Source organism: Oleisolibacter albus (assembly GCF_003336875.1).
Lineage (GTDB): Bacteria > Pseudomonadota > Alphaproteobacteria > Azospirillales > Azospirillaceae > Niveispirillum > Niveispirillum album.
Genome location: NZ_QGNJ01000005.1, coordinates 168,698 through 180,943, shown reverse-complemented (window position 1 = coordinate 180,943; position 12,246 = coordinate 168,698). Strand labels below are relative to the sequence as shown.

Below are 12,246 nucleotides of genomic sequence, written 5' to 3'. Positions count from 1 at the left end.
CCCTGCGTCGCCCCGTCCATCGGGAGACGAGGCGTCAGCGCGGCGCCGCGGCCCGGCGCAGCCGGTCATTGATGGCCGCACCCAACCCGTCCTCGGGCACGGGCATCACGGCGATGCCGGTGCAGCAGGGCTTGTCCAGGGCGCGCAGCATGGCGAACAGGTTGGCGGCGGCCTCGTGCAGATCGCCATTGGGCGACAGGTTCAGCCGCTCATGCCCGCCGCGGATGAAGGCGTCGGGACCGAAGGCCAGCAGGGCCTCGTCCGGGCGCGGGTCCAGGGCGTTGAGGCGCACCGGCAGGCGCGGGGCGTAATGGCTGCTCAACATGCCCGGTCCCTTGATGCCGGTGCCGGCCCCGGCCAGATCCACCGGCCCCAGCACCTGTTCCAGTTCCTCGCGGGTGACGGCCCCCGGCCGCAGCAGCACCGGCCGTTCACCGGTCAGGTCCAGCACCGTGGACTCCACGCCGACCGGGCAGCGCCCGCCGGCCAGAATCAGGCGCAGCCGGCCGCCGCCACCCTCGGGGAATTCCTCGGCCACATGCACCGGCGCCGTCGGGCTGACATGGCCGGAGACATTGGCGCTGGGGGCGGCGACGGGGCAGCCGGCCGCGGCCAGCATGGCCCGTGCCACCGGATGCGACGGCGCCCGCACGGCCACGCTATCCAGGCCGGCGCTGACCAGCAGCGACAGCGGTGCCGCGGCCCGGCGCGGCAGAACCAGGGTCAGCGGGCCGGGCCAGAACAGGGCGGCCAGTTGCCGCGCCCGCTCATCCACCTGCACCAGCGGCTCGGCCTGGGCCAGATCCAGCACATGCACGATCAGCGGATTGAAGCTGGGCCGTCCCTTGGCGGCGAAGATATCGGCTACGGCCCGGTCATTGCCGGCATCGGCGCCCAGCCCGTACACCGTCTCCGTCGGGAAGGCCACCAGTCCGCCATCGGCCAGCACGCTCCGCGCCGTGGCATAGGCGGCAGGGGAGGGCGGCAGCACCTGGGGGGCCGGCGTGGGCGGGGCCTGGGACGGGAAGGGCGTGTTTTCGGCGTCGGTCATGGCGGACATCCAAGCGGTTCCGCCGTTCTAGCCCCGGCCCGGCCGGAACCGCAACGGCCATGGCCGCTGTGCTGCACTGCACAGTTGCCGCCTCCACGCTGCTGGCGCACACTCCGCACGGGCGGAAACCAGGGAGTGTGCAGCGTCATGGCGGGACGGGTCATCACCATCGCGCAGCAGAAGGGCGGGGCCGGCAAGACCACGCTGGCCATCCATCTGGCCGTGGCCTGGCGCCTGGCCGGAAAGCGCGTGGCCAGCGTCGATATCGACCCGCAGGGCAGCTTCACCGCCTGGCACGAGCTGCGGGCGCAGGCCCTGGGGGATACCGGCCTGACCCATCTGCGCCTGTCCGGCTGGCGCACCCAGCGCGAGGTGGAGCAGCTGGCGCGTGAGCATGATCTGGTGGTCATCGACAGCCCGCCCCATGCTGAGACGGAGGCCAAGATCGCCGTGCGCTCCGCCGATCTGGTGGTGGTGCCGGTTCAGCCCAGCCCCATGGATCTGTGGGCCACACGCCCGACCCTGGATTTGGCCCGGTCGGAAAAGCGCCCGGTGCTGCTGGTGCTGAACCGCGTTCCCGCCCGCGGCAAGCTGGTGGACGCCGTATCCGACAAGGCGGCCGAGCTGGGCGTGACCGTGGCCGGCGCCCATCTGGGCAACCGCATCGGCTTCGCCGCCGCCGTGATGGAGGGGTTGTCGCTGCAGGAAACCGAACGCCGCAGCCGCGGCGCCGAGGAAATCGAAGCCCTGGCGGCGGAGATCGCCGGGCGGCTGTGAGCCGCCTTTGCCCCGATCGGAACCGATGGGGGCGGGCCATCCGCCGCCTGGACCATCGGCCGGCCGGGATCAGGCCCGCCTATTTCCGCCCGTCGCCCAGGCCCAGCACCTTGCAGTCATATTCGTCGGCTCCGGGCGCGGCACGCCCGCCGTTGGAGGTGTTGTAGCGGGCATCGTCGCACTGGCCGTTGCGGCGATAGGCGTTTTCCGCCTTCCATTCCTCGCGCCGCCGCTGCTCCTCGGCGTCGCGGCGCTCGATATAGGCTTGGCGCTCGCGGTCCTGGTCCAGCCGCATCATGCAGCGGGCGAAATTGTCCGTGCCGAACTGGAAGCCATAGCCGGCGCAGGTGGCCTGATCCTCGGCCCGCTGCCGCTCCGCCTGTTGCCGCTCCAGCGCCTCCAGCTCGGCGCAGCCCGCCAGCAGCAGCGTGGCGGCCATTATCATTCCGATGCGTGCCCGCATGACCCCGATCTCATCCTGCCGGCCGATACCGGCCCGTTATCGGCGCCAGGATAGCCCGTTGAGATCCGACTGATCGGATGGAAACACTCTTGCGCCGGGGAAGCGGACTCTGCCGGGCCGCGTCTCCTCAGCGCGAGGGTCAGGGCCGCGGATGCGGCCGCTGACCGGTCACGGATCAACGGCCGCCGGTCTCACACGCCCTTGGCCGCCTTCAGCACGTCCTCCACATGGCCGGGGACCTTGACCTTGCGCCACACGGCCTTGACCAGCCCGTCCTTGCCGATCAGGAAGGTGGAGCGGTCGATGCCCATGTATTTGCGGCCATACATGCTCTTCTCGACCCAGGCGCCATAGCGTTCGGTCACGTCCGACCCGGCGTCGGAGGCGAGCGTGAAGGGCAGGTTGTACTTGGCCTTGAACTTGTCGTGGCTGGCCACGCTGTCCTTGGAGATGCCCATGATGACGGCATCGACGGCGGAGAAATCCGGCAGTGCCTCACCGAAACCGCAGGCCTCCTTGGTGCAGCCCGAGGTGTCGTCCTTGGGATAGAAATACAGCACCACCGTCTTGCCCGTCAGGGCTGACAGGGTGACGCTGCCGCCGCCATCGGTGGGCAGGGTGAAGTCCGGGGCGGGGGAGCCGACCTCGACGCTCATGGAATCCTCGTTGGACATGACGACAGAACAATGGACCGGGCGGCCGGAGCCAGCCCGCAACGCCAGGAAGTGTGGGGCGGGGAAGGGCGATGTCAACCGGGAGAACCGTCCGCCCGGTCCGGTCCGGCAGCGTGTTCCTCCACCACCTGCCGGAACAGGGCGTGGACCTCGGCCTCAACGCGGCGCATCTCGGCTTCCGCCGTCTCGAACAGCGCAGCCTCGCCGGCGTCTGGCAGCACCGTCCGCGCCAGCCCGGCCTTCAGGGCGGCCGGTGCCTTCATGGCGGTGAAACGGCCCTCCGTGGTCAGGCGCAGGAAGCCCTGCACGCGGCGGTACAGCTTGTGCGCGTCGATCAGGGTGTTGGCGGTCGCGGTGTCGAGATAGCCGCAATCCCCCAGCCAGGCGAGCGCACCGGTGGTGTTGGGGTCCAGGATCTCCGGCCGTTCCGAAGCGTGGCGCAAGGCCAGATACTGGGCGATGAACTGGATATCGATCATGCCGCCGCGCACATATTTCACGGCCCAGGGGTCGTCGCTATGGTGCTGCTGGTCGATGCGGGCGCGCATGTCGGCCACATCGCGCCGCAGCTTGGCCGGATCGCGGGGGGCCGTGAGCACGGCGGTGATGGCGGCCCCCAGCCGCTGGCGCAGGGCATCCGGCCCGGTGATGACGCGGGCGCGGGTCAGGGCCATATGCTCCCAGGTCCAGGCATTCTCCCGCTGGTAGCGCTCGAAGGCCTCCAGGCTGACGGCCAGCGGCCCGGCATTGCCGCTGGGGCGCAGGCGCATATCCACCTCGTAGAGGTGGCCCTCGGCCGTCTGGGTGGTGATGGCGCTGATCAGCCGCTGGGTCAGCTTGATGAAATAGTCGGCCGGGGAAAGGGGACGTTCGCCGTCGCTGGCGCTGACCTCCGCCGGCACCTGGTACACGGTAATGAGATCCAGGTCGGAGCGCAGGGACAGGGAGCGGGCCCCCAGCCGCCCCATGCCCAGGATGGCGAAGCCGGCCCCGGGGAAGCGGCCGTGCCGCTTGGCGAACTCCGCCTCCACCGCCTGCTGCAGTCCGGCCAGCCCCACCTCGGCCACCTCGGTCAGGAAGGGGCCGCAGCGGTCGGCGTCGCTGATATGGCGCAGGATATGGACGCCGGCCCGGAAGCGATGCTCGTTGGTCCAGCGCCGGGCCAGATCCAGCACCTCCTCGAAATGGGCGGCCTCGCCGACCAGGGCATGGAATCCCTGCTCCAACTCGTCGCGGTCGGGCAACTGGCCGAAGAAGCCGGGCAGCAGCACGGCATCCAACTCGGCCGGACGCCGGGCCAGCATTTCGGCCAGACGCGGCGCCGTCCCCATAACCTCGGCCACCAGGTCCAGCAGGTTGGGATTGGCATAGAACAGGCTGAACAGCTGCACCCCGGCCGGCAGCCGGGCCAGGAACTCGTCGAATTTCAGGAAGGCCTGATCCGGGTGGGGCGTCTTGCCGAAGGCCTCCAGCAGGGTCGGCACCAGCTCGGTCAGCAGCTCACGGGCGCGGGTGCTGCGGGTGGCGCGGTAGCGCCCATGGTGCCAGGCGCGGATCTGGGCCGCCACGGCGGAGGGGTTCTGGTAGCCGAGCCCGCGCAGGGTGCCCAGCGTCTCCGGATCGTCCTCGGTGCCGGTGAAGACCAGATTGCCGGGACCGGACAGCGGCGGGGCCTCCTCGAACAGGCGGGCATAATGGTCCTCCACCCGCGTCAGCATCAGCATCAGCCGGTCGCGGAAGTCCTGGACCGCGGCGAAGCCCATGAAGGTGGCGATGCGGGCCACGCCCTCGTCGCTCTTGGGCAGCTCATGGGTCTGCTGGTCGTCCACCATCTGCACCCGGTGTTCCACCGTGCGCAGGAAGCGGTAGGCTTCGGCCAAGTCTTCCGCCACCCGCGGTTCCACCCGCCCGGCACAGACCAGGGCGCGCAGGGCCGGAACCGTGCCGGAGATGCGCAAGGAACGGTCGCGCCCGCCGAAGATCAGCTGCTGGGTCTGGGCGAAGAACTCGATCTCGCGGATGCCGCCGCGGCCGATCTTGATGTTGTGGCCGTTGACCGCCGTCTCCCGGTGGCCCTTGTGGCTGCCGATCTGGCGCTTGATGGAATGGATGTCCTGGATGGCGGCGAAATCCAGGGCGCGGCGCCAGACGAAATGGCGGATGATCTCCATGAAGCCGTCGCCGGCTTCGGCATCGCCGGCCACGGGCCGCGCCTTGATCATGGCTGCCCGTTCCCAGTTCTGGCCCAGTGCGCCGTAATAGGCCTCCGCCGCCGAGACGGAGACCACAAGCGGTGTGGCGCCGGGGTCGGGCCGCAGGCGCAGGTCGGTACGGAAGACATAGCCGTCCGCCGTGCGCTCCTCCATGATGCGGACCAGTTCACGGGCCATGCGCACGAACAGTTTGGACGGTTCCCCGTCCGGAACCTGCACCACCCCGTCGTCATAGAGCAGGATCAGGTCGATGTCGGAGCTGTAGTTGAGTTCCCGCGCCCCGAATTTGCCCATGGCCAGCACGATGAGGCCGCTGCCGCGCTCCGGATCATTATCCGGGTCGGGCAGGACCAGCTTGCCCGCGGCCGCCGCGTTGCGCAGCAGCAGCCGCACCGTCAGCCGCAGCGCCGTCTGGGCCAGATCGCTCAAAGCCCCGGTGACCTGCTCCAGCGGCCAGGCCCCGGTGATATCGGCCACGCCGATCAGCAGAGCAGCCCGGCGCTTGGCCAGACGCAAGCTGCGCATCAGCCGTTCGGTCGCCGTCTCCCGGCCATAATCGCGGTCCAGATCGGCCAGCAGGCGGGCGAAAGTCGCATCGACACCGCGGCTGTGCAGGTCGCGGAAGAACGCCATCTCCCGCACCAGCGCGTTGGAGAGGTACGGGCTGTTGCCGAATATGGCCGTCAGCAGGGCATGTCCGGCCGCATCGGCGGCAAGTTCCCGGGCAAAGCGGGACAGGTCGGTATTGCCGGTGGCGGCGGCATCCATCCAACGCTCCAGCCCCAGGGCGGCTTGATGCGAATCACCGGCGGCAGGGAGGCTTTGAGGATTGAACATGAGGGGCGTACCGGGCTATGCCAACGTCGGACGGGGCAGGTGTAACTCTGCCGCCGAACCCGCTTCAGCCTATCCGGAAGGCGCGCCGAACACACGATGATCCTGAAACGGTCCGCCTTGATTGCATTGGAAATCGTCGCCGGGCTGCTGGGTATGCTGGTCCTTGGCGGTGGCCTGCTCGCCTGGCGTCTGACGCAGCAGCCGCTGGAGGTGGGGTGGCTCACCCCCTATGTCGAGCAGGCACTGAACCAGCAGTCGCCGGTGCGGATCGGTATCGGCGGAACCGTGCTGGGGTGGGCCGGATTCGGTCAGCCGCTGGAGATCCGGGCGCGGGAGGTCACGGCCTTCGGCGCATCGGGCGGTGTGGTCGCGGCCATTCCCGAGCTTCGCCTCAACCTGTCGCTGCCCGGCCTGCTGCATGGCCGGGTGGCCCCGACGCGGTTGGAACTGGTGGAACCGCGGCTCTATGCCCAGCGGACCGAAAGCGGCGAATTCCGGCTCGATGTCCGCAGGGATGAGGCCGAGTTGGACCCGGATGCGGGTGCCCGCCTGGTCAACGAGTTGGTGGACGCACTGCGCCGGCCGCCTGATCCGCTTGATCCGCTGGGCGCGCTGACGGAGCTTCGGATCACCAATGCCAGGCTGGAGGTGGACAACCGGCAGATCGGCCTGACCTGGAGCGCGCCGAAACTCGACCTCAGCCTTCGTCGCAATGCCGCCGGCATGCGGGGCGAGGCGGCGCTGGACGTGGATCTGGGCGGGCGCATCAACCAGATGGCGGCCGAGATCGCCTACAGCATCGCCACGGGCACCTACTCCGTCCGTCTGGACGTGGCCGACCTGCGCCCGGCGGAGTTCGCGGTGCTGGCGCCGGTGCTGGCGCCGTTGGGGGCGCTGGAGGTGTCGTTGGCCGGGTCGGTGACGGTGGAGGCTGGTCCCGATCTGGTCCCGCGCTCGGCCGTGCTGGGATTGTCCGGCGGCAAGGGACAGCTGATCCTGCCGGAGCGCTATCCCGCACCGGTCGCCTTCGATGGCCTGAAGCTCACGGGCCGCCTGGATGAAGGCGGGCGGCGCCTCAGCCTCGACCGTTTCGAGCTGGATTTCGGCCGGCCACGCCTCATCGTGTCGGGAACCGCGCAGCGGGAGGCGGAGACGACAGACCTGGCCTTGAAGGCCGAGGTGGATGATCTGCCCATGGCCGATCTGGCCCGGCTCTGGCCGGCCGGTGTCGGGGCCAATGTGCGCAGTTGGATGGTCGAGAACATGACCGACGGGGTGTTCGACCGTACCAGCTTCGAACTGGACGGAACGGCGCCGGCCGATGACCCCTTTGCCGTGGACCCGACCCGGATGCAGGGGCGCTTCGCCCTGTCCGGGTTCACGGTGCATTACCGCAAGCCGCTGCCACCGGCGCGGGATGTGGCGGGAACGGCGACCTTCGACGGCAAGGCTTTCGACATCAGCCTGACATCCGGCAAGCTTCTGGACATGCAGGCCGGACCCGGCCGGGTGCTGATCTATGGTCTCGACACCTCCGACGAGGCCATCGACATCCGGATTCCCCTCTCGGGCCCCATATCCTCCGCCCTGACCGTGCTCGACCACGAGCCGCTGGGCTATGCGCGCAAGGTCAATCTCACGCCGAAGAAGGTGGGCGGCACGGCCAAGGCCGATCTGCATTTCGCCTTTCCGCTGATCGCCCGCCTGACCATGGACGATGTCAAGGTCGACGGAACCGCCAAGCTGACGGATGTGGCTGTCGACAACATCGTCGCCGACATCAGGGCGACACAGGGCCAACTCGATCTCAGCGTCGACAGCAAGGCCATGCATGTGGAGGGGACGGCCCAGCTCAATGGCGTGCCGGCCACGGTCGCCTGGGACGAGAATTTTCCGGCCGAGGCACCTGTCGGCACCCAGGTCCGGGTGCAGGCCATGCCCAATGATGCCGAACGGGCGCGCTTCAATCTGGATTTTCCGGACTGGCTCAACGGGCCGGCGGGCATCGACATGACCTATATCCGGGCCGGAAAGCCCGGTGCCCGGGTGGAGACCATCGATGCGCAACTGGACCTGACACCTTCGACGGTGCGCATCGATGTGCTGAACTGGGTCAAGCGGCCGGGCCTGCCCGGCCGGGCCGAGGCGTCGATCCGTTTCGTCGATGGCAAGCCGCTGCTGTTTCCGTCGGTCAAGGTGCAGACTGCGGAGTTGCGGGCGGATGGGCGTCTGGAACTGGATGCCCGCGATTACCACCTCAAGCACCTGGTGCTCGACAATTTCCGCCTGGGCAGCAGCAATGCCCGCCTGGAGCTGCGCGACCGCCCCGATGGCGGCCTCGCCATCGATGTCCGCGGACAATCCTTCGATGCCCGTCCCTTCCGGGGCGGCAAGAAGGATGCGGCAGCCGGTGCCGAGGCGGAGCCTGAGGCGGAGAAGCAGCGCCCGCTCGACATCACCTTCGATCTCGACCAGGTCGTCACGGGCGAGGAGGGGCAGACGATCCGTCGTGCCGTCGGCCGTATGGAACGGGATGAGAGGATCTGGCGCCGGACGGAACTTGATGCCCAGGTCAGCGACAGCGGCCATGTCCGGGTGCGCTATGTGCCCGATGGGCACAGCCTGTCGCTCAGCGTCGATACCGACGATGCCGGGGCGACCCTGCGCGAACTGGGCGTGCTGAGTCAGGTGCGCGGAGGCGCCATGACCGTCCGGGGAAGCAGTTCGCCGGATGATCCCAAGGAGACTGTCGTCGGCACGGTGGAGGTCACCGACTATCAGGTGCAGGATGCGCCGGTGCTGGCCCGCATTCTCGCCGCCGCCGGTCCCCAGGGCTTCGCCGACTTCATGGCCGGCAAGCCCATGGGCTTCACCAAGCTGACCGGCGCCTTCCATTGGTATGACAGCGGCATCAGCCTGCGCGAGATCCGCACCTCCGGCTCACAGGTGGGGCTGACCCTGGAAGGCAATATCGATCTGAAGCGGGACAAGGCCGACCTGCAGGGCACCATCGTGCCCTTCAGCACGTTCAACAAGCTGCTGGGCGTCATCCCGCTGCTGGGGGAAGCCCTGGTGGGTGGCGAGGGCCAGGGCCTGTTCGCCGCCACCTACCGGGTCACCGGTCCCTTGGACAATCTCAGCGTGGGCGTCAACCCGCTGGCCGTCCTGGCGCCCGGCTTCCTGCGCAACCTGTTCTTCCTGGGTGAGCCAGCCGGGGAGGAGGCACGGAAAAAAGAGAAAACACCGGCGCCGCGGGGGGATAAGCCTGCGGCGGAGAAAGGCAAGTCTCGCCCCTAGATATGCCGCCGGTCAGCGCCCGGACGAGCGGGAGATGGAGGCGATGGGGCCACGCGGATGACCGGACATTTCGGCGATCTTACGGTCCTGTTCCTCGATGAAGCCCCGGGCGGGGTCGTCACCATCCAGCCCTCCCAGCAGAGCGGCCGGGACCTTGCGGTTCGAGGTGCGGGTGCCGTCCTGGTAGAGGACATCGAAGAGGACGCTGCCGGTTTCGACGTGCGGCTTTTTCTTTGACATGGGGCTTCTCCATGCGGGTGGGGCTGCCGCGCCGGGGGCGGACAGTCCGAACGGGGGCGGCGTCGTCGGGCAGGATGCGGGACAGGCTGTCGCCACGGAAAAGGGCGCCGAAAAGGCCGGCGCCCTGATGGAATTCTACGCTGCAATATGGGCGCGCCGCAAACCCCGGCAAGGGCCTGTCCGGCCGCGGGGCCGGACAGGCTGTCGCATGGCAGCCCCGCTCAGACCGGCTTCACCAGCGCGTGGCGCTTCTTGCCCACCGAAAGCTTGATGGCGCCATCGGCGGTGAGGTCGGCATCGCTGACCGTGGCAAACTCATCGCTCACCGGCCGGTCATTGACCTTGACCGCCGCCTGCTTGATCTGGCGGCGGGCTTCGCCGTTGGAGGCGACGAGACCGGCGGTCGCCAGCAGACCATAGACCGGAAGCCCGCCAGCCAGGTCGGACGCGGGAACCTCGACCGTGGGCAGCCCCTCGGCCAGGGCGCCCTGCTCGAAGGTGCGGCGGGCGGTCTCGGCCGCCGCCTCGGCCGCTTCCGGTCCACGGACCAGCCGGGTGACCTCGGTGGCCAGGATCTTCTTGGCCTCGTTGATCTCCGCGCCCTGCAACGCCTCCAGACGGCGGATCTCGTCCAGCGGCAGCTCGGTGAACAGCTTCAGGAAGCGGCCCACATCCGCATCCTCGGTGTTGCGCCAGTACTGCCAGAAATCCCAGTCGGGCAGGCGGTCGGCATTGAGCCAGACGGCGCCGGCGGCGGTCTTGCCCATCTTGGCGCCGCTGGCGGTGGTCAGCAGCGGGCAGGTCAGGCCGAACAGGTCGGCATTGGCGATGCGTCGGCCCAGATCGACGCCGTTGACGATATTGCCCCACTGGTCGGAACCGCCGGTCTGCAGCGTGCAGCCATAGCGCCGGTGCAGTTCCACGAAATCATAGGCCTGGAGGATCATGTAGTTGAATTCCAGGAAGGTCAGCGGCTGCTCCCGGTCCAGCCGCAGCTTGACCGAATCGAAGGTCAGCATGCGGTTGATGGTGAAATGCCGGCCGATATCCCGCAGGAACGGGATGTACTCCAGCTTGTCCAGCCAATCGGCATTGTTGACCAGCGTGGCCTGTCCCGGACCGTCGCCGAAGCTGAACATGCGGTCGAAGGCGGTGCGGATCTTGGCAATGTTGGCGTTGATCTGGTCGTTGGTCAGCATCTGCCGCGTCTCGTCGCGGCCGGAGGGATCGCCGACCTTGGTCGTGCCGCCGCCCATCAGCAGCAGCGAGCGGCCACCGCATTTGGTCAGCCAGCGCTGGATCATGGTGGGCAGCAGATGGCCCACATGCAGGCTGTCGGCGGTGGCATCATAGCCGTTGTAGGCCACGACCACGCTGTCGCAGAGCTTCTTGTCCAGGGCGTCCAGGTCGGTGCACTGGTGATAATAGCCGCGCTCCAGCATCACGCGCAGGAAGTCCGACTTCACGGATGCGGGAACGGTCGTGCTCATGGCCTTCACCTTGTTGCTTGCATGGCCTGGAAAAGGATGGGCGTGTTAGCACATCCACGGACAAACGACACCACCCAGACAATGCAAGACGGACTTTCCCTGGCGCTCGGTCTGATGAGCGGCACCTCGCTGGACGGGATCGATGCTGCCCTGATCCGCACAGACGGGCGAGGCCGGGTGGAGCGGTCGGGTCAGCGCCTGACCGTGCCCTACCGCAGTGCCTTCCGCGAGCGGTTGCGCGGCGCGCTCGGCGGACGCGGCGATGTGGCGGCGGTGGAGCGGGAACTGACGGAACTGCATGCCCAGGCGGTGGTCGCCCTGCTGCGGCTGGCCGGCCTGGAGGCGGCGCGGGTGGACCTGATCGGCTTCCACGGCCACACCATCCTGCATGCGCCGGAGCAGCGCCGGACCTGGCAGATCGGGGATGGCACTTTGCTGGCCGGGCTGACCGGCATTCCCGTCGTCTGTGATTTCCGCAGCGCCGATGTGGCGGCGGGCGGGCAGGGGGCGCCGTTGGTGCCGCTCTATCACCAGGCGCTGTCCACCGGTCTGGAGCGGCCTGTGGCCGTGCTGAACATCGGCGGCGTTACCAATGTCACCTGGCTGGGCGAGGGGGCGCTGGATGTCCTGGCCTTCGATACCGGTCCCGGCAATGCCCTGATCGATGACTGGGTTCTGCGCCACACCGGCCGGGACTTCGATGCCGATGGGGGGCTGGCCGCCCGCGGGCGCGTGGACGAGGACATGGTGTCCCGGCTGATGGCCCATCCCTATTTCAGCGCGCCGCCGCCGAAGTCCCTGGACCGGGATGCCTGGTCCGCCGGTGCTGTCGACGGGCTGTCGGCCGAGGATGGGGCCGCCACCCTCACCGCCTTCACGGCTGCCAGTGTGGCCGCGGCACTGCCGCATCTGCCACAGCGCCCGCGGCGCTGGCTGGTGACCGGTGGTGGGCGTCTCAACGGGACGTTGATGCTGCTGCTGGCCCGGCGTCTGGGCGCGGTCGTGGCGCCGGTGGAGGCCGTGGGCTGGGATGGCGACGCGCTGGAGGCGGAGGCCTTCGCCTATCTGGCGGTACGGTCGCGTCTGGGGCTGCCCCTGTCACTGCCGGGCACCACGGGCGTGCCGCAGCCCCTGACCGGTGGCCGTTACGCGGCGCCGGGGACCTGACACGGCCCTGATAGGAAACGGGCGGCCATCGCGACGA

9 protein-coding genes are annotated in these 12,246 nt (G+C 68.9%); 3 read left to right on the top strand and 6 right to left on the bottom strand.

From position 1 onward, the window contains the following. Nucleotides 1–34 precede the first annotated feature (34 nt). Complete coding sequence (locus tag DK368_RS09095) at nucleotides 35–1,051, bottom strand: L-threonylcarbamoyladenylate synthase (protein WP_114393751.1); 1,017 nt, start codon at nucleotides 1,049–1,051, stop codon at nucleotides 35–37. A 147-nt stretch (nucleotides 1,052–1,198) separates the two neighbouring features. Here DK368_RS09095 and parA point away from each other — a divergent pair, with 147 nt between their 5' ends. After that, nucleotides 1,199–1,828 (top strand): ParA family partition ATPase, encoded by a 630-nt coding sequence (gene parA / locus DK368_RS09090; RefSeq protein ID WP_114393626.1) that lies wholly within the window; start codon nucleotides 1,199–1,201, stop codon nucleotides 1,826–1,828. A gap of 79 nt (nucleotides 1,829–1,907) precedes the next feature. On the opposite strand, the gene DK368_RS21745 is transcribed toward parA, so the two are convergent. The 3 genes from DK368_RS21745 to DK368_RS09075 form a co-directional block, all read right to left on the bottom strand. Continuing rightward, nucleotides 1,908–2,291 carry a hypothetical protein gene (locus DK368_RS21745; RefSeq protein WP_193552278.1) on the bottom strand — a complete coding sequence of 128 codons (384 nt, stop codon included), beginning with the start codon at nucleotides 2,289–2,291 and terminating at the stop codon, nucleotides 1,908–1,910. A 191-nt stretch (nucleotides 2,292–2,482) separates the two neighbouring features. Beyond that, nucleotides 2,483–2,947 (bottom strand): peroxiredoxin, encoded by a 465-nt coding sequence (locus DK368_RS09080; RefSeq protein WP_114393625.1) that lies wholly within the window; start codon nucleotides 2,945–2,947, stop codon nucleotides 2,483–2,485. A 92-nt stretch (nucleotides 2,948–3,039) separates the two neighbouring features. Beyond that, complete coding sequence (locus tag DK368_RS09075; protein ID WP_240002412.1) at nucleotides 3,040–5,946, bottom strand: bifunctional [glutamine synthetase] adenylyltransferase/[glutamine synthetase]-adenylyl-L-tyrosine phosphorylase; 2,907 nt, start codon at nucleotides 5,944–5,946, stop codon at nucleotides 3,040–3,042. Nucleotides 5,947–6,132: 186 nt separating this feature from the next. Between DK368_RS09075 and DK368_RS09070 the strand changes: the two genes are divergently transcribed. Then, nucleotides 6,133–9,312 carry a YhdP family protein gene (locus DK368_RS09070; RefSeq protein WP_155524528.1) on the top strand — a complete coding sequence of 1,060 codons (3,180 nt, stop codon included), beginning with the start codon at nucleotides 6,133–6,135 and terminating at the stop codon, nucleotides 9,310–9,312. A 12-nt stretch (nucleotides 9,313–9,324) separates the two neighbouring features. Here DK368_RS09070 and DK368_RS09065 read toward each other — a convergent pair whose 3' ends face one another. Together DK368_RS09065 and tyrS are read right to left on the bottom strand one after the other, a co-directional pair. Continuing rightward, the gene (locus tag DK368_RS09065) at nucleotides 9,325–9,552 is read right to left on the bottom strand and encodes a hypothetical protein (RefSeq protein ID WP_114393622.1); all 228 of its coding nucleotides are present in this window, start codon (nucleotides 9,550–9,552) and stop codon (nucleotides 9,325–9,327) included. 221 nt (nucleotides 9,553–9,773) lie between these two features. Then, entirely contained in the window at nucleotides 9,774–11,042 is a 1,269-nt protein-coding gene (gene tyrS, locus DK368_RS09060) for a tyrosine--tRNA ligase (RefSeq protein WP_114393621.1), read from the bottom strand. An 81-nt stretch (nucleotides 11,043–11,123) separates the two neighbouring features. Between tyrS and DK368_RS09055 the strand changes: the two genes are divergently transcribed. Further along, nucleotides 11,124–12,209, top strand: coding sequence for an anhydro-N-acetylmuramic acid kinase (locus DK368_RS09055; RefSeq protein WP_114393620.1), 1,086 nt, complete (start codon nucleotides 11,124–11,126; stop codon nucleotides 12,207–12,209). The last annotated feature ends 37 nt before the right edge of the window (nucleotides 12,210–12,246 follow it).

Coding starts and splice junctions, on each gene's coding strand:
- DK368_RS09095 (WP_114393751.1), bottom strand. CDS start 1,051: ATGACCGACGCCGAAAACACGCCCTTCCCGTCCCAGGCCCCGCCCACG.
- parA (WP_114393626.1), top strand. CDS start 1,199: ATGGCGGGACGGGTCATCACCATCGCGCAGCAGAAGGGCGGGGCCGGC.
- DK368_RS21745 (WP_193552278.1), bottom strand. CDS start 2,291: ATGCGGGCACGCATCGGAATGATAATGGCCGCCACGCTGCTGCTGGCG.
- DK368_RS09080 (WP_114393625.1), bottom strand. CDS start 2,947: ATGAGCGTCGAGGTCGGCTCCCCCGCCCCGGACTTCACCCTGCCCACC.
- DK368_RS09075 (WP_240002412.1), bottom strand. CDS start 5,946: ATGGATGCCGCCGCCACCGGCAATACCGACCTGTCCCGCTTTGCCCGG.
- DK368_RS09065 (WP_114393622.1), bottom strand. CDS start 9,552: ATGTCAAAGAAAAAGCCGCACGTCGAAACCGGCAGCGTCCTCTTCGAT.
- tyrS (WP_114393621.1), bottom strand. CDS start 11,042: ATGAGCACGACCGTTCCCGCATCCGTGAAGTCGGACTTCCTGCGCGTG.
- DK368_RS09055 (WP_114393620.1), top strand. CDS start 11,124: ATGCAAGACGGACTTTCCCTGGCGCTCGGTCTGATGAGCGGCACCTCG.